The following is a 19,273-nucleotide window of genomic DNA, read 5'->3' on the forward strand; positions in this document are numbered from 1 at the left end:
CGGTTGCCGATCCGTGCGGTTCAACGAGGCGGATCGGAACTGGCGACGGGTGCCGCCGCCGCACGGGCACCGGACGCGAAAGGTCCCGCCCGGCGGCGCTGCCGGGCGGGACCACACTTCGGTGCCGGTCAGCTCCGGCCGAACACGCCGTTTCGGGCGCGGGCGACGAAGGCGTGCCAGTCACCCGGAGCGAAGACCAGGGCCGGGCCGGTCTTGTCCTTCGAGTCCCGCACTCCGACCGCCCCGGTCACGTACGCGACCTCGACGCAGTTGTCGCAGTTCGGCCCGCTCTTCGAGCTCTTGAACCACGTCGCCTGCGTCAGGTCCACGGGGAACTCCTTGGTCGCCATTTCCACAGTGGCTCCTCTGCCAGTTTCGCGATGTGTGCGACGGACTCCTCCGGGCGCATGGCCGCTGCTCGAATGTGATCGAAGATGAAGCTGTACTTCTGCAGTTCGTCACTCTTCTCCAGGAAGAGCCCACCCGTGGCGTTCTCCGCGTACACGACATCGGGATCACTCGGCTCCGGGAAGCTGAGAATCGTGAAGGTCCCGTCCATGCCGGCGTGCGCTCCCACCTCGAAGGGCAGGACCTGCACTGTCACGTTCGGCAGTTCGGCGACCTCCACCAACCGGTTGAGCTGACCACGCATCACCGCGTCGCCGCCAACCGGCCGGCTCAGCACCGCTTCATCGAGCACCACCCACAGATCGACCGGATCGTCCTGCGTCAACAACGACTGACGGCCCAGACGGACACGCACCCGTTGGTCGACCTGATCGTCGGTGAAGTCCGGCCGGGCCGCCCGGATCATCGCGCCGGCGTACTCCTCGGTCTCCAGCAGGCCGGGTACGACCTGCTGCTCGTACGCCCGGATGGAGCTGGCCGCGGCCTCCAGGCCGACGTAGGCACCGACCAGCACCGTGCTGTACGGATGCCACCAGCCCTTCTGCCGGGCCTCCCGGGCGATCTGCACCAGCTCGTCGCTCTCCGCGCCGACCACCCCGTAGATACGGAGCATGTCGCGTACGTCGCGCGGGGTCGCTGTGGTGTGGCCGGTCTCGATCCGGGAGATCTTGGACGCCGAGCACTCCAGCTGCTCGGCGACGACTTCGATGGTGATGCCCGCCGCCTCCCGCTGCCGGCGGAGTTCCGCCCCCAGCCGGCGCCGCCGGATGGTGGGGCTGCGCCGTTCGCTCACGGGGTCACCTCAGTTCGCGACTGCGGGGCTCGCAGAACCGGCTCACTCCTCGCGCTCACGACGCCACCTCAGTTCGCGACTGCGGGGCTCGCAGGACCGGCTCGCTCCTCGCGCTCACGGCGCCGTCCATCGGCTTGCGGGACCACGCTTCACAGTCACCCGGCTACCTCCGGTCGGTCGCGCCCCGGCCTGGCTCCCACCGCTGGCGCGACCAGCGGGCGGCGGGTGTTCGTTCGCGGCAGGGGTGATGCCGGTCGTCGACCGGCCGCGACGGGCGAAACCGGCGTCCAGTGTGCCGCTCCGATACCTGACGCTTCAAGTTTCGGCGTTTGCGTGTCCGACTCACCTATCAGCAAAACTCGACGTGCAACTTGCATGTCGCACGTCCCTGATGCAGTCTGTCCGTATGGCACGGGTTACTCACCGTCTTCGCTTGATCTCCGGGCGTGGTGGCACCACGGTCCGCGGGACGGCCGGAGGGGAGCCGTCCCGCGCCGAGCGACCTGCCCCGGAATGAAGACCCCGTCGCTGCACGCCAGCTTGGCTGCGGCGGCGGGAGCGGTAACCGGGAGCAGCCGGGTGATGGTCGGGTGGCGGTCCGCCACCGCGGGTACGGCCCGACCAGCACCGACCCACCGACCGCCGGTCCACGAGGCAGACCCCCCGTCACCGGACCAGCAACGACCCCCGTTCAGCGCCGGTCCCACCGGCCGACCCTCCCAGGAGCCCATGTGCTTCCCCGCTCCGGTGACGTACTGCACGTGACGCGCGCGGCGAGTGTCCAGTTCCTCCGACCGATCATGTTCCGGGTGATCCGGGTGCTCGACTGGCCGACCTATGACGGTTGGCTCTGGCTCGACGGCTACGAGTTGAACGCGGCGGGGGACGCGGTCAACCGGAGGTCGATCTTCGTACTCCAGGAGGGGTTGCGGCAGCTCCAGGCCGCGCCGGCTCCCCGACAGCACACGGTGCGGACGGCCCGCCGCCCGGTGGTCCGGACTCCGGCCCGGGTCGGCTGACCTGACGATTCCCGGTCGGGAGGGCGTGCCGTCGCCATAGAATCGGTACGCCCACCCCGGCACGTTCCACCCCGCGCGCCACGGACCCTGAACCTGGGATGGTCATGGTCAATCTGCCCGCCGCGCGGCGGCACCACCGGTCCCGTATCGGCTATGCCCTCGGGCTCTTCCTCTTCCTCGTCACCGCGACGGTGCTCGCGCTCGCGGTACGGCATCCCGCCTTCTCCGCCACCCACCAGCTCGCCGAACCCGTTCCGGCCCCGGAGATCACCGTGGCCGGCGAGGACGGCCGGTCCGAGTCCAACGCGGCCGGTTCCGATGACGCCGACTCGGACACTGCCGATTCGGACGCGAGGGACGACGAGGACGACTGGGCCGATGCCGATCCGGTGGAGGACGCGGACGATCCGGCGGGCACCGGAGGTGGGCAGGGCACCGCGAGCGGCGCGGACGCGCTCGCCGAGCGGCCGACCGGCGCCACCGACAACCTCAGCCGGTCGCTGTTCTACTCCGGGCTGCTCGGGCTCGCCATCTCGCTGGCCGGGCTGGGTCTGGTCGGCACGCGCCGACGCCAGTGGTGACCGTCAAGGCGTCGCGGTCGTCGCCGGGGCGGAGCCGGCGGTGGTCGGGCCGCTCGTCGGCGGAGCGGGTACGGCCACCACGATCGTGACCCGGTCGTCCTCGCCCACCGGGTAGCCGGCCTCGGGATCGGTGGAGATCACCGTGCCGGCCGGGCGGTCCGACGCCCGCCGCTGCACCCGGTACTCCAGGTCCAGCCGGTCGAGCGCCGCCCGGGCGGCGGCCTCCGGCAGCCCCACCAGCGGCGGCATCGGCACCTCGACCGGCTCGGTCGAGGGCGGCGGCGTACTCGGCGGTGAACTGCTCGGCGTCGTCGGCGCGGCGGTCGTCGGGGCGGCGCTCGTCTGCGCCGAGATGCTCGGCACCGGCGGGCCCGGATCGGAGTCCCGGTCGGCGGCGCGCAGCGCCAGCCACACCCCCACCCCGATCAGCCCGAGCAGGAGCAGCGCCAGGACGCCGAGCAGGATCGGCATCCACCAGCGGCGTCCGGCCTGCTCGTCGCCGTACCAATCGCTCCCCGGCTCGGGATAGCCCGCCGGTCGAGGTGGCGGCACGCCGGCCCGGCCGGACCAGGCACCCACCGGCGCCTGCGGGGTGGTCGCGTCGAGCGGCCCGCCCGGTTCCGCCGGTCCGCCGGGCAGCGGACGGGTGGCGTCACCCGCGTCCCGCGGCATCGCGCGGGTCGCCTCCACGTCCTCCTCGGCTGCGTTCCTCGGCATCGCCCGGGTGGCGTCGGCGTCCGGATCCGGAGGCAGCGCCCGGGTCGCGTCCGCGTCACCGGCGGGTGGTTCCTGACGGTCGTCGCTCATCGCACGTCCTTTCCCCACCGGGACGGGGGCGCACGGCCCTCGATCGTCCACCGTAGCGGTCCCCGGCCACGGCGGCCGGGATCAGCGCGCCCGCGCTCGTCAGGGAGTCGGCGAGGGGGAGCCCGTCGGCGGCGTGGACGCCTGGCCGCCACAGGTGATCGTCACCTGGTCGTTCCACCGGGCGGTGCTTCCGGCCACCGGCGCCTGCGCCGTGACCGGACCCTGGCGGCCGGTGGCGTACCGGGGATAGAGCCCCGCCTCCACCAGATCGTCCGCGGCGTCGGAGCAGGACTGCGAGCCCACGTCGGGCACGCTGACGGCCGGCGCCGGCCCGGAGACCCACACGGTGACCGTGGTGCCGCGCTTCACCGGGGTGCCGGGGGACGGGGAGGCACGCTCCACTGTGCGTCCGGTGCCCGTACCGAACACCAGTCGCCAGCCGAGCCGGCGCTCGCGCAGGTCCCGGCGGACCTGCTCGAAGTCGACGCCGACCACCTCGGGCACCGTGAGCCCGGCCGGGGCGCTGGTGCGCGTACCCGTCGGCGGGGCGGCGGTGGTCGGCGGCGCCGTGCTCGCGGAGGCCGATGTGGACGCGGCGTCGGCCGGTGCGGAGGCGCCCGGCACGGCGGTGCGCTCCGGGTCACCGGCCAGGATCCACCCGACGCTGGCGCCGATCACCGCCAGCAGGATCACGGCCAGACCACCGCCGAGGAACAGCCTGGCCCGCCCTGGTCCGGTGTCGTCGCCCGCCGGTTGCCGCTCGTCCGTCATGCTTCCCGCCCCGATCATCGACGACCGTGTTCATTGCTGCCGTACGGTCACGGCCCGTCGCTACGACTCGCCGCGCCGACCTCGGGACGTTACGCTCCCCCGCATGGTCAGACGGGGCTGGGGAGGATCGACAGCCGCCGCGCTCGGCGTCGCCGCCGGCGCGGGCGCCGCGCAGCTCGGTTTCGGGTACGGGCTGGGCATCATCGACTGGTCGCCGGCCGGTGCGGTACGGGACGAGGCCGCCTGGGTGGCGAGCCTCGCCTGGGCCACCTGGATCGCGGCGACCTCGGTCATCGTCGGGGCGGTCTGCGCCCAGCGCCTGCGCGGCCACGACGACGAGCCGCAGGGCGCGCTGCCCCGGCTCGGCCTGGCGCTCGCCGCCGGTGCCGGCGCGCTCGTCACCGTCCTGCTGGTGGCGGTTCCGGCGCGGGCCGCCCGGGTACCGGACGTCTCCGCGCCGCAGGCCGTCGCCGCCGCGTACGCGGGCGCGGGGCTGCTGCTCGGCGTGCTGCTGGCCGTCTGGGCGCTGCACACCCGTGCCGCCGCCACCAACCTGATCGCCACCACCGGCTGGCTCTGGCTGCTCGCCGTGGTGTCGGTGGTCGACGGGGTGGTCGCCGGCCGTGGCCTGACCACCGCCCAGCTCGGCATCTGGCAGATCAGCGCGGACCGTGGCGCGTTCTGGATCCGCGACTACTTCTACTGGCCCGGGGCGCTGCTGTCGGTGCTCTCCGCTCTGGTGATCGGCCTGGTGGCGGCCCGGCGAGCCGCCCGCGCACCGGAGATCCGGGTCGGCGCGGCGGCCTCCGGTGCGGCCGGACCGCTGCTCGTCGCGCTGGCGTACCTGCTCGCCGTGCCGCGCCTGGCCGGGATCGCCGCGGAACAGTTGTCGGCCCACCTGATCGCCCCGTACGCGGTGATCGCCGGCGTCGGCGGCTCGATGGTGATGGCCGCGCTGGCCCAGCGCGCCGAGCGTCGCGGCGTCGAGCGGGTGACCGTGCCCCGTCAGCGCACCGGCGAGCCGGACGCCGTGGACGGGGAGCCTGCGTCGAGCGGCGAGAACACGGCCGAGCCGGGCGGCGAGCCGACCCCTGACGACGTGACCCGGCCGATTGGGTCGGCGTCGGCGATCTCGGGCACGTCGGCGTCCGGCAAGTCGTCCAGGTCGGCGCCGGACCGACCCGCGTCCGGCCGGTCGACGTCGGACGCTTCGGGCCTCGCGACCGGACCGGAGAAGGCGCCGGACCCGTTGGCCGGTTCCTTACGGGACGGGGTGACGGAGGGCGAACCAGGCGCGGCATCGGGTCGGACGGAGACGGAGCGGGGTCGCGCCACGCGGTCCACCACCGGCCGCCGTGGACGCGCCGTGCCACCGCAGCGGCAGCCCGACGCATCCGAGCAGGCCGTCTCCGCAGGCCCGCGCGACAAGGGCGCGAACGCCAACGAGACGAGCCCACGGAGCACGACGCCGGGCGACTCCGCATCCCCGGCCGGCGCGCCCGACCAGGCCGACCCACCCTCGACCGAGAGCACCCCTCGCCGACGCCGCTGAGCCGACCCGCACCGCCCTGGCTCGGCTCGTCGATCTTGCAGTTATGGTCCCTCGGATGTCCTAAAAGGGAGGTTTGCGGGGGCCACAAGTGCAAGACGCTTCTATGTGTGTGGTGATCGGTTCGGCTGGTTGCCGTTAGGGTTCGGCATCGATGATCACTTGGGTGACTCTTCGTCGATCCGGCTGCCCGTGGTGTGGGTGTGCCTTGTGCAAGACCTGTCCCCGGGTGATCGTCGGCGCCGGCCCGGCCCACCCTGCTGGCCTGATCAGAAGCCTGCCCGTGCGAGCACACGTGGCCCATCACAGATCTGCCGCCGTGGTGACTGCTTCCCGAGCCGACGCCGACTGTCCCGGTCGTCGCTGGCTAAAGGAGCAACAATCCGAGATGACAAGGATCGTAGAGCGAGTCGCGGATCGCTACGACGTGGTGGTAGGGGTCGATACTCACACCGACACGCACACCGCCGCCGTGGTCGACCGTCTCGGCGCCGTGCTGGCGCAGGTCACCGTGCCCACCGACCCGGACGGGTTGGCCCGGCTGCTGGCCTTCGCCGTCGCGCACACCCCACCGCAGGGGCGCCGGTTGTGGGCGGTGGAAGGAACCCGGGCGCACGGTCAAGGGCTGTGCCGGGTGCTGACCGCTGCCGGTGAAGCGGTCAGCGAGGCACCCAAACCCGCCGCCGCGTCACGCCGGCGGGGCGGCAAGTCCGACCACCTGGATGCGGTCGCCGCCGCCCATACGGTGCTTGCCCTGCCCGCTGAGCGCATCGCCGTGCCCCGAAGCGACGGACCACGCGAGGCACTGCGTCTGCTGCTGATCTGCCGCCGACACCACAGCGACACCCGCACCGCCACGATCAACCTGGTCAAAGCGTTGATCCTGACCGCCGACGACACCCTGCGCGAGGCGCTACGCGGGCTGTCCACCACCACCCAGATCGCCCGCCTGGCCGCCCTCGACCTACCCGAAACCACCGACCTGCCCTGCGAGGAACACACCCGCCGCCGCGAACTGACCACCCTCGCCCGGCACATCCAAACCCTCGACGCCACCCTCGCCGACAACCACCGGCGCCTCCGAACCCTCGTCACACACCTGTGCCCACCCCTGCTCGACCAACCCGGCATCGGACCCGTCACCGCCGCGATCGCCCTCACCGCCTGGTCCCACCCCGGCCGCGTCCGATCAGAAGCCGCCTACGCCACCCTCGCCGGCACCGCCCCCATCCCCGCAGCCAGCGGCCGCACCAACCGCCACCGCCTCAACCGCGGCGGCGACAGAACCCTCAACAGCGCCCTACACACCATCGCCCTCACCCGCCGCCGCATCCACCCCGAAACCCGCGACTACATCACCCGACGCCGCACCGAAGGCCGCACCACCAAAGAAATCACCCGCTGCCTCAAGCGCTACATCGCCCGACAGATCTACCGCACCATCACCAACCACCACCGCACCACTTGACAACCCCCACTCACAGATCGACGGGGCGAGGCGGGCGGGGCGCGGGGCGGGAACGCGAGGGCTCAGTCGATGGGCCAGGTGTGGACCGGCTCGTTGGCGCGCTGCAACTCGGCGTACCGCTGGACCATGTGGCGCAGTGCTGCCTCCCGGTCCAGGCCCCGGTGCCGCTCGGCCGTCCAGACCGTCTCCGTCTGCCAGACCGCACCGTTGCGGCCGGTACGGCAGCGGCCCTCGATCACGCCGAGCAGGCGGTCCCGCTCGGCCGGGGCGACACCGAACCGGTCCAGGCCCTCCGCGGCCACCGGCAGCAGCGTGTCCAGCACGAGGGTGGTCACCGGCACGTCACCGAGCCGGGGCCAGTGCAGGACCGCCTCGATGCCGCGCCGGGCGGCGGCGTGGAAGTTCTCCTCCGCCGAGCTGAACGTCAGCTGGCTCCAGATCGGACGGTCCGACTCGGCGAGACCCCGGGCCAGCCCGAAGTAGAACGCCGCGTTGGCGAGCATGTCCACCACTGTCGGGCCGGCGGGCAGCACCCGGTTCTCCACCCGCAGGTGCGGGCGGTCGTTCATGATGTCGTAGACGGGCCGGTTCCAGCGGTAGACGGTGCCGTTGTGCAGCCGCAGCTCACCGAGCCGGGGCACGCCACCGGCGTGCAGCACCTCGACCGGGTCCTCCTCCTCGCAGATGGGCAGCAGCGGCGGGAAGTAGCGGACGTTCTCCTCGAACAGGTCGAAGATCGAGGTGATCCAGCGTTCGCCGAACCACACCCGGGGGCGTACGCCCTGGGCCTTCAGCTCGTCCGGACGCGTGTCGGTGGCCTGCTGGAACAGCGCGATCCGGGTCTCCGCCCAGAGCTGCCGGCCGTAGAGGAACGGCGAGTTGGCGCCGACGGCGACCTGCACGCCGGCGATCGCCTGGGAGGCGTTCCAGTAGTCGGCGAAGCTGTCCGGCGCGACCTGGAGGTGGAACTGGAGGCTGGTGCAGGCGGCCTCCGGCGCGATCGAGTCGGTGTGCGTCCGCAGCCGCTCGACGCCGTTGATGTCCAGCTCGATGTCCTCGCCCCGGGCACCGACGATCTGGTCGTTGAGGACGCGGTACCGCTCGTTCGTGGAGAGGTTGTCGGCGACCAGGTGGCGCTCGGTGAGCGTGGGCAGGATGCCGACCATCATGATCGTCGCGTCGGACTTGGCGGCCCGCTCGTCGGCACGGCTGAGGCTGCTGCGGAGGTCCTGCTCGTAGTCGGCGAAGCCGCTGCCCTCGATCAGCCGGGGCGAGGCGTTCAGTTCGAGGTTGAACTGTCCCAGCTCGGTCTGGAACAGCGGGTCGGCGATGTCGGCCAGGATCTGGTCGTTGCGCATGGCCGGTTGGGCGACGGCGTCGATCAGGTTCAGCTCGATCTCCAGCCCGGTCATCGGGCGGTCGGCGTCGAAGCCGAAGTCGTCGAGCATCAGCGCGAAGACGTCCAGACATCGCCGGACCTTCTGCCGGTAGCGGACCCGATCCTCGCGGGAGAAGGCGCCCTGCTCGACGTCTCTGCCCATGTGTCCTCCCGGCGCTGGTGCGACGGAACCGTACCGTTCCGCAACGCATTGTGAACCATTCGCGTGGTGGGCGTAAGTGCGCCCGTCCCGCCACCCGGCTGGACGGGCGACAGGTCTGCACCTGTACCCCGTCGCCGCCCCCACCAGCGCTTCCGTACCGGAGAACTTCACGTGACGAGGCGCACCGCCGGGGCGTACGCGAGAAGGGCCCGCACCGTCGGCGGACGGTGCGGGCCCTTCGGGCCGGTGCCGGGCTCAGCCCTGGCGGATGCCCTCACCCTCGATCTCGATCTTGACCTTGCGGCCGACCAGGACGCCGCCGGTCTCCAGCGCCACGTTCCAGGTCAGACCGAAGTCCTCCCGGTCGATCTCGGTGGAGGCGGAGAAGCCGAAGATGTCCTGCCCGAACGGGCTGCGGCCGACGCCCTCGAACTCCACCTCGAGCTCGACCTGACGGGTGACGCCCTTGATGGTCAGCTCGCCCACGAGCACGAACTCGTTGCCGTCGCGGGACTTCACCTCGGTGCTGCGGAACTCCAGCGTCGGGAACTGCTCGGCGTCGAGGAACTCCGGGCTGCGCAGGTGCGCGTCGCGGTCGGCCTGAGCGGTGTTGATGCTGGCCGCCTGGATGCTGGCGGTGACCGAGGACTGCATCGGGTCGTCGGCGACGGTGATGGTGGCGGTGGCCTCAGCGAACTCACCGCGTACCTTGCTGACCATCATGTGCCGCGCGACGAAACCGACACGCTTGTGCGCGGCGTCCAGCACGTAGGTGCCGGGGGCGGGGATGGTGAGACCCTCCCAGTCGCGGGTAGTCGCCTCGGTGCTGCTGGTCATGATGTTCTCCTCCGGAGAAGAATGTTTAGGTGCCCAACGACTGACTGAGCAACTATAGCTACGACAATATTCCCCGTGTCAAGTGTTGCTAGGATGGTGGCGTGGACCAGAACGTGTTCGACGACCCCCGGATCACTGCCGTCGGCCTGCTCGTCGAGGCGCACGCCGGGCTCGCCGCCCGGTTCGCCGCCCAGTTCGAGGAGCACGGCCTCTCCCCGGTCGAGTTCGAGGTGCTGACCCGGCTCGCCCGCTCACCCAACAACCAGCTGCGGATGACCGACCTCGCCGCACAGACCTCGCTCTCCACCAGCGGTGTGACACGCGTGGTGGACCGGATGGAACGGGACGGGCTGATCTGCCGGCGCGCCTGCCCGTCCGACCGGCGCAGTTCCTTCGCCGTGGTGACCACCGCCGGTCTGAGCCGCCTGGACGACGTCCTTCCCGGCCATCTGCGGATCATCGAGCAGTGGTTCACCAGCCAGCTCGACCCGGCGCAGCTCGCCGGGCTGCTGGACGGACTGCGCCGGGTCCGCGACGCGGTACATCCGGGAGCCACCGCCGGCAGCACCGAGCCGGCCGAGGACGCCGCCTGACGGTTCGACCCGCCGTCCGCTACCCGCCGGTCACCGGCAGAATGACCGGCAGAACCGCCAAACCGACCGGACAAAGCCGTCCGCATATACCTGAATCGGTCGTCGCGCCTCGGTAGTCTTCCGGCAGCGGGGGGCACCGGGGGGTGCTGGCGCGAGCGTAGAGCGAGGGGCAGCACCAGGGGGCTACTTCGCTCGCGCCACCCCCGCGCCCTCCGCCTCCATGGAAGATCGCTCATCGCCCGCGCCGGGCCGACAGCGAGAACAACAACTCCTCCTCCGGCGGCAGCAGGCTGACGCCGGTGACGCGCCGGGCCGCGTCCAGCCGGTCCAGCACCGCCGGGTCCCCGGTGCTGACAGCCAGCCCCACGAGCGCCTCGACCAGATCCCGTCGGTCGGCGACACCCTCCGCCGCGTCGGCCGCCGCGGCGAACCACTCCGCCGCCAGATCCCGGTCGCCCCGGTGCAGCGCCACGTGCCCCTCGATCAACCCGCGCAGCGCGTCCTCGGTGCGGGCGTCCCCACCGGCGCCGGGCGGGTCGAGCCGCTCCGCCGCCGGTGGCCGCCGCCGGCCCGGCACCGCGCCCGATGGCCACAGTCCGGCTGCGGTGGCCATCGCCTCGTCGGTTCGCCCGGCGTGCGCGAGCGCCAACCCGACCGCGCCGATCGTGCGGCGCCGCCGCCCGGGATCGCCCAGCTCCGCGAGCGCGGCCGCGACCCGGCGCCCCTGCTCGACCGCCTCGGCGTACCGGCCCTCCAGGCGGGTCAGCTCGGCCTGATCGGCCCGCGCCAGCACCCGCAGGCGCTGGTCACCGCACTGCGCGGCCAGGCGGTCGACGGTGGCCAGCCGCCGCCGGGCGCCGGCCAGCCGACCCTCGCGTACGTCGTGCCAGATGAGATGGGCCTGCGCGACGGCCATCTCGCGTACCCGGTGATGCCGGGTGGCCGACGCCAGCGCCGCCTCGGCCTGCCCGCGTGCCTCGTCGTGCTCGCCGAGCGCGCGCAACAGTGTGCAGAGAACGGACCGGGCGGACAGCTCCCCGGTCACGTCACCCGCCTCGGTGAAGGTGACCAGGGCGGCCCGGGCCGTCGGCAGCTCCTCCGCCCCCGCGCCGTGTTCGGCCGCCAGCCGGGCCGCCCCGAGCATGGCCCAGGCCCGCAGCGTGGGCCGGGCACCCGCGACACGCGGATCGGCGAGCAACCGCCGCAGCAGGTGCCGCCCGGAGACGTCGCGCCCACGCAGCCGCCACCATCGGGGCAGCGAGGCGGCGAGCAGCAGCGCCGTCTCCGGCGCGTGCTCGGCGGCGTACGCCAGCGCGGCGGTGATGTCGCTCGTCGCCTCGTCGAGCACGTGCACCGCGTCGGGCATCTGCGCGCCCACCAGCCCCGGTGCGGCGCGGTGGACCAGACCGGCGATCACCGACGCGTGCCGCAACCGGATCCGGGCGGTCTCGCCCTCGACGTCGGCCTGCTCGGCGGCGAAGTCACGGACCGCGTCCAGCAGACGGAACCGGAACGGCGCGGTGCCCCGGACGCTGAGCAGGCCCAGCTCGCGCAGCCGGTCCAGCATCGGCGCGGCGTCCCACCGCCGGCCGCCGTCGGCGAGCAGTTCCTCGGCCAGTTCCACGGACCAGCGGTTCCGGAACGCGGACAGCCGCCGCAGCGCCGCGCGGTCGGCGGGAGCGAGCAGGTGATAGCTGGTCGCCACCGCCTCGCGCAACGTCACCGTGCCGGCGGACGGGTCGGCGGGTTCCCAGCCGGGGCGTACGCCGGTCAGGTCCAGGACCCGGTCGCCGTAGCGGTCGAGCAGCTCGGTCACGTCGAGGATGCGTCCCCGAGCCGCCATCAGCTCGATGGCCAGCGGCAGTCCGCCGAGCCGGCGCACCAGCGCGGCGAGCGCCGGCAACTCGGCCGCGGTGGGTGGTTCCCGGCGGGCCTGGGCGAGCCGGGCGGCGAACAGCGCGGCCGCGGGCCAGCGGTCCAGGTCGGCCGGGTCGGCGGGTTCGGCGCCGGCCGGCGGTACGTCGAGCGGCGCGACCGGCCGGACCAGTTCCCCGGGCAGCCCGACCGGGCGGCGGCCGGTCACCAGCACCCGCAGCGTCGGAGCGGCGTCGGTCAGGACGCGGAGCGCCTCGGCCACCGGCTCGGGTGCCCGGTCGACGGCGTCGACGAGCAGCAACGCCTGCCGGTCGCCGATCCGGCAGGTCAGGTCGGCAAGACGGTTCACGCCGAACATCGACGCCGACGCGGCGAGCACGTCGGCGGTGTCCGAGCCCTCGCCCACGAGCACCCCGGCCACGCCCGCCGGGTGGCGGGCCGCCACCGCGTGCGCGACTGTGACGGCAAGCGCCGTCTTGCCCACCCCGGCGAGCCCCACCAGGCTCACCACCGGGTACGCGTCGAGCAGGCCGGACACCTCCGCCACGTCCCGCTCGCGGCCGAGCAGCGGTACGGGCTGGGGCAGTGCGATCGGCGGACCGTCGGCGGCACCGGTGGCGGGAAGGCGTGGTGCCGCGGGGCGGGCGGTGCCGACGAACTCCCGCCGCTCCTCACCGCTGAGGCCGAGCGCGTCGGCCAGCAGGTCGACTGTGGTGCGCTGGGGCCGGGTGGCCCGCCCTCGTTCCAGATCGCGGACCGTCCGTACGCCCACGCCGGCCCGGCCCGCCAGCTCGGCCTGGGTCAGGCCGACGGCGAGCCGGTGCCCGCGCAGCAGTTCGGACAGACCGGTACGACCGCCTGGGCCCCGCGCACGGTCATGATCCGGAGTCATGGGCACGAAGATTACGGATGGACTCCGACGCTCCACAGCCCATCGTCAACCACCCGACCGTCCACTGCCGATATCCGACAGGGCGCCGTGTGGGGCGTTCTCACATGCCGAGGTCGCGCGCGATGATCATGCGCTGCACCTCGCTGGTGCCCTCGCCGATCTCGAGGATCTTGGAGTCGCGCCAGAAGCGGGCCACCGGGTACTCGTTCATGAAGCCGTAGCCGCCGTGGATCTGCGTCGCCTCCCGGGCGTTGTCCACCGCGACGGTGCTGGCGTGCAGCTTGGCGATCGCTGCCTGGCGCTTGAACGGCTCACCGGCGAGCATCCGCGCGGCCGCGTCGTAGTACGCCAGCCGGGCCGTGTGCGCCTTCATCTCCATGTCCGCGATCTTGAACTGGATGGCCTGGTAGTTGCCGATCGGCTGACCGAACGCCTGGCGCTCCTTGGCGTACTTGATCGACTCGTCGACGCAGCCCTGCGCCAGGCCGACGGCGAGCGCCGCGATGGCGATCCGGCCCTCGTCCAGGATGCGCAGGAACTGGGCGAAGCCCCGGCCGCGCTCGCCGAGCAGGTTGGCCGCCGGCACCCGGCAGTCGTCGAACGTCAGCTCGTGGGTGTCCGACGCGGTCCAGCCGACCTTCGAGTAGCCGGGCGCGACGGTGAAGCCGGGCGTCCCGGACGGCACGATGATGGTGGACAGTTCCTTGCCGCCGTCCGGCCGCGTACCGGTGACGGCGGTGACGGTGACCAGCGCGGTGATGTCGGTGCCGGAGTTGGTGATGAACGCCTTCGAGCCGTTGATCACCCACTCGTCGCCGTCGAGGACCGCCCGCGTCCGGGTGCCGCCCGCGTCCGACCCGGTGCCCGGCTCGGTGAGCCCGAACCCGGCCAGCGCCTCACCGCTGAGCAGCTTCGGCAGCCACTGCGCCTTCTGCTCCTCGGTGCCGAAGCGGTAGATCGGCATCGCGCCGAGCGACACCGCCGCCTCCAGCGTGATCGCCACGCTGGAGTCGACCCGGGCCAGCTCCTCCAGCGCCAGGCACAGCGCGAAGTAGTTGCCGCCCATGCCGCCGTGCTCCTCCGCGAAGGGCAGCCCGAACAGGCCCATCTTGCCCATCTGACGGACGATCTCGTACGGGAAGGTGTGCTGCTCGTAGTGCTCGGCGATGGTGGGCGCGACCACCTCGCGGGCGAATTCCCGGACGCTCTCCCGCAGCGCCTGCTGCTCCTCGTCGAGCCGGAAGTCCATGTCGATCCTCCTGGAAAGGGCGGGCCGCCGGGCGCTCGTGACGCCGGGAGCGGCTGAAGCGTTAGGAGGGGCCCCTTTACATGCACCAGGCGTTAAGAGGGGGCCCTTCCTTACCGGGTCAGACGGGGGTGACGCCGTGCCGGCGCCGGGAGAAGTGCCGTTCCTTGCCGCGCGCGGCGGCGAACCTGCGTACCAGCTCGGCGCGCAGTTCGTGCGGCTCGACGATCGCGTCCACCACCAGCTCGCTGGCGAGGCGCACCACGTCGATGTCGCGCTCGTACTCCTCGCGCTTCGCGGCCACGAACGCGGCCCGCTCGGCCTCGTCGGAGATGGCGGCGATCTTGTTGGCGTAGACCGCGTTGACGGCGGCCTCCGCGCCCATCACCGCGATCTTCGCGGTGGGCAGCGCGATCGTGGCGTCCGGTTCGAAGCCGGGACCGGCCATCGCGTAGAGACCGGCGCCGTACGCCTTGCGGACCACCACACAGATCTTGGGTACGGTCGCCTCGGAGATCGCCGTGATCATCTTGGCGCCGTGCCGGATGATGCCCTGCCTTTCCACCGCGCTGCCGACCATGAACCCGGGTACGTCGCTGAGGAACAGCAGCGGCACGTTGAACGCGTCGCAGAGCTGCACGAACCGGGTCGCCTTGTCGGCCGAGTCGACGAAGAGCACGCCGCCCTTGAACATCGAGTTGTTGCCGACCACGCCGACGACCTCGCCGTTCAGCCGGCCGAACCCGATGGTCAGCTCCTTGGCCCACAGCGCCTGGATCTCGAAGAAGCTGCCGGAGTCGAGCAGACCCTTGACGTACCGGCGCATGTCGAACGCCTGCCGCTCGCTGGCCGGGACCAGCGCGGCCAGGTCGGCCTTCTCCGGCGCGGCCACCGCCTCGGCGGCCGGTGGGTCCTGCTTCCAGTTCGACGGCAGGTAGGACAGGTAGGTCCGCACCACGTCGAGCGCGTCGTTCTCGGTCTTGCAGAGGAAGTGACCCACGCCGGACTCGGCGCAGTGCACCTTCGCGCCGCCCATCGCCTCCAGCGTGGTCTTCTCGCCGGTGACCATCTCGACCATGCGGTCGGAGCCGAGGTACATGCTGGCGTTGCCGTCCACCATGGCGACCACGTCACAGAACGCCGGGATGTACGCCCCACCCGCCGCGCTCGGCCCGAACAGCGCGCAGACCTGCGGGATCGAGCCGGAGGCGCGGACCTGGTTCCAGAAGATCTTGCCGGCGCCGCGGCGGCCCGGGAACAGGTCGACCTGGTCGGTGATCCGGGCGCCGGCCGAGTCGACCAGGTAGACCATCGGCACACCGGTCGCGTACGCCCGCTCGATGATCCGGATGATCTTCTCGACGGTACGCGCGCCCCAGCTGCCGGCCTTGACCGTGGAGTCGTTCGCCATCAGGCAGACCTGGCGGCCGTCGATGGTCGCGGTGCCGGTGACCACGCCGTCGGCGGGCAGCCCGTCGGCCATGGCGTTGGCGTAGAGACCGTCCTCGACGAAGGAGCCCTCGTCGACCAGGTACGCCACGCGCTCGCGGGCGAACAGCTTCCCCTTCGCCGCGTTGGCCGCGTGGTACTTGTCCGCACCACCGGCGCGGGCGCGCTTGCGCAGCTGCTCCAGTGCCTCACCGTCGAGCGTCACGCCGACTCCCGTTGCCACCGCCCGCGCAGGGCGCCACCGACCTGAACGATCGTTAGGCTACCCCACCCGCACCACCTCCGGCACCCCGCCACACCCCCGCGCCCCATTCACCTTCGTGATCAAGGAGTTCGTGTCCTCGGTCGGGCTCCCGGAGGACACCAACTCCTTGATCAACGGGGCGGGCACGGGACGGGGTCAGGACGGGAGGGGGGTCAGGCGGGAGCGCGGGCCGGCCCGGAGGACTCCGGACGGGAGCTTCTTGCCCACCAGGGACTCGGCCAGCTCGGCGGCAGCGATCAGGGCGTCCAGGTCGATGCCGGTGTCGATGCCCATGTCGTGCAGCATGTGCACCGCCTCCTCGGTGGCCAGGTTGCCGCTGGCACCCGGGGCGTACGGGCAGCCGCCGAGGCCGCCGACGCTGGCGTCGAACTCGGTGACGCCCAGTTCCATTGCGGTGAGCATGTTCGCCAGGGCGGTACCCCGGGTGTTGTGGAAGTGCAGCAGCACCGGCAGGTGGGCGTTGCGGTCCCGGACCGCCGTCACCAGTTCGCGGACGCGCCGGGGCGTACCCATGCCGGTGGTGTCGCCGAAGGCGACGCGGTCCGCGCCGTCGCGGGCGACCCGGTCGACGATCGCGGCCACCCGGCGGGGGTCCACGTCGCCCTCGTAGGGGCAGCCGAAGCTGGTCGCCACGATCACCTCGGCGGTCGCGCCCGCGCCGTGCAGCAGGTCGATCAGCTCGGCGATGTCGTCGAGCGACTCGTCGGTGGAGCGGTTGACGTTGCGGCGGTTGTGCGTGTCGCTGGCCGAGACCACCACCTCGATCTCGGTGAAGCCCGCCGCCAGCGCCCGCTGCGCGCCACGGGTGTTCGGCACCAGGGCCGAGTAGCGCACCCCGCCGACCTTCTCCGCCCGCTGCCACACCTCGTCGGCGTCGGCCATCTGCGGGATCGCCTTCGGGTGGACGAAGGAGACGGCCTCGATGCGCCGCACCCCGGTGCGGGACAACGCGTCGAGCAGCCGCACCTTGGCGTCGGTGGGGATGGGCTCCTCGTTCTGGAGCCCGTCCCGTGGACCGACCTCACGGATGCTCACGGAGTCCGGGAGTTCCGCCATCAGATTCACCTCACTGGGTCGAAGGTCAGCGCATCCGGGAGACGATGCCGGTGTCGTAGTCGCCGGAGAGGAACTCCGGGTTCTCCAGCAGCTCGGCGAAGAACGGCAGGTTGCACTTGGGGCCGGCGATCTCGAACTGGGCCACCGCCGCCCGCGCCCGCCCGACCGCCTCCTCGCGGGTGTCCCCGGTGAGGATCAGCTTGGCCATCAGGCTGTCGTAGAACGGCGTGACGGTGTTGCCGGCGACGTAGCCGGAGTCGACGCGTACGCCGGTGCCGGACGGCTCGTTCCAGGTGGTGATCGCGCCCGGGCCGGGCAGGAAACGCTTCGGGTCCTCGGCGTTGATCCGCAGCTCGATGGCGTGCCCGCGCGGGGTCAGCGCGTCCGGGTCGAACGTCGGCGCCAGGCCGGCCGCCACCCGCAGCTGCTCCTCGACCAGGTCGACGCCGTAGACGTACTCGGTGACCGGATGCTCGACCTGCAGCCGCGTGTTCATCTCCAGGAAGAAGAACTCCTGCGTGGACGGGTCGAGCAGACATTCCACGGTGCCGGCGTTGCGGTAGTTCACCGCCTCGCCCGCGCGTACCGCGGCGGCCAGGAAGCGCTCGCGCAGCTCGGGCGAGACCGCCGGGGACGGCGACTCCTCGACCAGCTTCTGGTTGCGCCGCTGCACCGAGCACTCCCGCTCGCCGAGCGCCACCACCCGGCCGTCGGCCAGGCCGAGGATCTGCACCTCGACGTGGCGTACCCGGGGGAAGTACCGCTCGATCAGCACCGAGCCGTCGCCGAACATCCGCTCGGCGAACGCGCGGACCTTGTCGTACTCGGTGCGCAGCGCCGCCTCGTCGGCGGCCACGCCCATGCCCATGCCGCCGCCACCGGCGGCGGCCTTGACCATCACCGGGTAGCCGATCTCCGCGGCGGCCGCGACCGCCGCGTCCAGGTCGCTCGCCGGTTCGGTGGTGCCGGGCGCGACCGGCACGCCCGCGGCCGCCATCAGGTTCCGGGCGTTGATCTTGTCGCCCATCGCGGTGATCGCGTCGGCGCCGGGTCCGACCCAGATCAGGCCGGCCCCTTCGACGGTACGGGCGAAGTCCGCGTTCTCGGACAGGAAGCCGTAGCCGGGGTGGATCGCCTGCGCCCCGGTGCTCCGGGCGGCGTCGAGGATCGCTTCGACGTTCCGGTAGCTCTGCGCCGGGTTCGCCGGGCCGACACAGACCGCCTCGTCGGCCTCGGTCACGAACGGCAGCGCGCCGTCGGCCTCCGAGTGCACCGCGATCGTCCGGATCCCGAGCCGCCTACCGGTACGGATGATCCGCCGCGCGATCTCCCCCCGATTCGCGACCAACAACGATTCGATCATCTTCTGCACGGACGTGACCCCTTCTCGACGTGAAGCCGGGGTCCCTTCTTAACACGCGTTAAGGTGCGCGCGGCGTGTCAGGTCGGGTCGGTGGGCGCGAGCAGGGCCGCAAGAGTCGCGCCGCGCAGCAGTTCGGCCCGGCGCCGGCGATCCACCTCGCCACCGAGGAACGGGGTCGAGTTCATCAGACCGAACGCCGCGTGGGCGAGCACCCGGGCCTCGCCGTCGGGCAGGCCGGGGTGCAGCGCGGTCAGCACGGTGACCCATTCCTCGACATACATCCGCTGGAGCCGGCGGATCCGGCGGCGCGGCTCGTCCGGGAGGCGGTCCAGTTCGTGCAGGTGCAACGCGATCACGGCCGGGTTGGCCAGCGCGAAGTCGACGTGGAAGTCGATCAGCGACTCCAGCGCGGCACGCGGATCGCCCGGGTGACCGGCGGCGCGTTCCCGCCCGCCCGCGAGCAACCCCTCGCTCACCGGGATCAGCGCGGCGACGAGCATCGCCTCCTTGCCGGCGAAGTGGTGGTAGAGCGCCGGCCCGGTGACCCCGGCCGCCGCGCCGATGTCGTCCATCGACACACCGTGGTAGCCGCGCGCCGCGAAGAGGCCGACCGCGATCTCCAGGATCTCGTCCCGCCGGGACCGGCGCCGGGCCGCGCCCGCCGCCCCCCGTGCCTGCTGTTCCACCGCCACCGGGCCAGCCTAGACCTCGTGTTCGCGCTGGGGCAGCCGCGGTTACCCAACGGTTGCCCCAGCCCGCC

At 72.4% G+C, this 19,273-nt stretch carries 16 protein-coding genes and 1 pseudogene; 5 read left to right on the forward strand and 12 right to left on the reverse strand.

The features are described from left to right. Nucleotides 1–128: 128 nt before the first annotated feature. On the reverse strand, nucleotides 129–350 hold the full coding sequence (locus O7604_RS09235; RefSeq protein WP_013283299.1) for a DUF397 domain-containing protein: 222 nt from the start codon (nucleotides 348–350) through the stop codon (nucleotides 129–131). Further along, complete coding sequence (locus tag O7604_RS09240; protein WP_269703227.1) at nucleotides 320–1,201, reverse strand: helix-turn-helix transcriptional regulator; 882 nt, start codon at nucleotides 1,199–1,201, stop codon at nucleotides 320–322. Before O7604_RS09240 ends, O7604_RS09235 begins: the two co-directional genes overlap by 31 nt. 731 nt (nucleotides 1,202–1,932) lie before the next feature. On the opposite strand from O7604_RS09240, the gene O7604_RS09245 reads away from it, so the two are divergent. After that, nucleotides 1,933–2,220, forward strand: coding sequence for a hypothetical protein (locus O7604_RS09245; protein WP_281579408.1), 288 nt, complete (start codon nucleotides 1,933–1,935; stop codon nucleotides 2,218–2,220). Between the two features lie 104 nt (nucleotides 2,221–2,324). After that, entirely contained in the window at nucleotides 2,325–2,801 is a 477-nt protein-coding gene (locus tag O7604_RS09250) for a hypothetical protein (RefSeq protein WP_281579409.1), read from the forward strand. Between the two features lie 3 nt (nucleotides 2,802–2,804). Here O7604_RS09250 and O7604_RS09255 read toward each other — a convergent pair whose 3' ends face one another. Together O7604_RS09255 and O7604_RS09260 are read right to left on the reverse strand one after the other, a co-directional pair. Continuing rightward, complete coding sequence (locus O7604_RS09255) at nucleotides 2,805–3,608, reverse strand: PASTA domain-containing protein (RefSeq protein WP_281579410.1); 804 nt, start codon at nucleotides 3,606–3,608, stop codon at nucleotides 2,805–2,807. 99 nt (nucleotides 3,609–3,707) lie between these two features. Then, nucleotides 3,708–4,379 carry a PASTA domain-containing protein gene (locus O7604_RS09260; RefSeq protein ID WP_281579411.1) on the reverse strand — a complete coding sequence of 224 codons (672 nt, stop codon included), beginning with the start codon at nucleotides 4,377–4,379 and terminating at the stop codon, nucleotides 3,708–3,710. 103 nt (nucleotides 4,380–4,482) lie between these two features. Here O7604_RS09260 and O7604_RS29580 point away from each other — a divergent pair. Together O7604_RS29580 and O7604_RS09270 are read left to right on the forward strand one after the other, a co-directional pair. Beyond that, nucleotides 4,483–5,358, forward strand: a pseudogene (locus O7604_RS29580) (hypothetical protein); the annotation flags it as partial. Between the two features lie 799 nt (nucleotides 5,359–6,157). After that, the gene (locus O7604_RS09270) at nucleotides 6,158–7,396 is read left to right on the forward strand and encodes an IS110 family transposase (protein WP_281578005.1); all 1,239 of its coding nucleotides are present in this window, start codon (nucleotides 6,158–6,160) and stop codon (nucleotides 7,394–7,396) included. Nucleotides 7,397–7,458: 62 nt separating this feature from the next. Here O7604_RS09270 and O7604_RS09275 read toward each other — a convergent pair whose 3' ends face one another. Further along, nucleotides 7,459–8,937: a glutamate--cysteine ligase gene (locus O7604_RS09275; protein WP_281579413.1), complete on the reverse strand. Its 1,479-nt coding sequence runs from the start codon at nucleotides 8,935–8,937 to the stop codon at nucleotides 7,459–7,461. A 255-nt stretch (nucleotides 8,938–9,192) separates the two neighbouring features. After that, a complete protein-coding gene (locus tag O7604_RS09280) occupies nucleotides 9,193–9,774 on the reverse strand; it encodes a YceI family protein (protein ID WP_281579414.1) in 582 nt (193 codons plus the stop codon). A 101-nt stretch (nucleotides 9,775–9,875) separates the two neighbouring features. On the opposite strand from O7604_RS09280, the gene O7604_RS09285 reads away from it, so the two are divergent. Continuing rightward, nucleotides 9,876–10,367: a MarR family transcriptional regulator gene (locus O7604_RS09285; protein WP_269703237.1), complete on the forward strand. Its 492-nt coding sequence runs from the start codon at nucleotides 9,876–9,878 to the stop codon at nucleotides 10,365–10,367. A gap of 232 nt (nucleotides 10,368–10,599) precedes the next feature. On the opposite strand, the gene O7604_RS09290 is transcribed toward O7604_RS09285, so the two are convergent. From O7604_RS09290 to O7604_RS09315, 6 genes are all read right to left on the reverse strand, one after another. Then, nucleotides 10,600–13,134, reverse strand: coding sequence for a helix-turn-helix domain-containing protein (locus tag O7604_RS09290; protein WP_281579415.1), 2,535 nt, complete (start codon nucleotides 13,132–13,134; stop codon nucleotides 10,600–10,602). Between the two features lie 100 nt (nucleotides 13,135–13,234). After that, nucleotides 13,235–14,383, reverse strand: coding sequence for an acyl-CoA dehydrogenase family protein (locus O7604_RS09295; RefSeq protein ID WP_269703241.1), 1,149 nt, complete (start codon nucleotides 14,381–14,383; stop codon nucleotides 13,235–13,237). Between the two features lie 118 nt (nucleotides 14,384–14,501). Further along, nucleotides 14,502–16,034, reverse strand: a complete 1,533-nt coding sequence (locus O7604_RS09300; RefSeq protein ID WP_269703242.1) for an acyl-CoA carboxylase subunit beta — start codon at nucleotides 16,032–16,034, stop codon at nucleotides 14,502–14,504. A 195-nt stretch (nucleotides 16,035–16,229) separates the two neighbouring features. After that, nucleotides 16,230–17,150, reverse strand: a complete 921-nt coding sequence (locus O7604_RS09305; protein WP_269703245.1) for a hydroxymethylglutaryl-CoA lyase — start codon at nucleotides 17,148–17,150, stop codon at nucleotides 16,230–16,232. Nucleotides 17,151–17,175: 25 nt separating this feature from the next. Further along, nucleotides 17,176–18,513 carry a biotin carboxylase N-terminal domain-containing protein gene (locus O7604_RS09310; RefSeq protein WP_281579937.1) on the reverse strand — a complete coding sequence of 446 codons (1,338 nt, stop codon included), beginning with the start codon at nucleotides 18,511–18,513 and terminating at the stop codon, nucleotides 17,176–17,178. A gap of 77 nt (nucleotides 18,514–18,590) precedes the next feature. Continuing rightward, nucleotides 18,591–19,205 (reverse strand): TetR/AcrR family transcriptional regulator, encoded by a 615-nt coding sequence (locus tag O7604_RS09315; RefSeq protein WP_120572441.1) that lies wholly within the window; start codon nucleotides 19,203–19,205, stop codon nucleotides 18,591–18,593. Between the last annotated feature and the right edge of the window lie 68 nt (nucleotides 19,206–19,273).

Source organism: Micromonospora sp. WMMA1947 (genome assembly GCF_027497355.1).
Taxonomy (GTDB): Bacteria; Actinomycetota; Actinomycetes; order Mycobacteriales; family Micromonosporaceae; genus Micromonospora.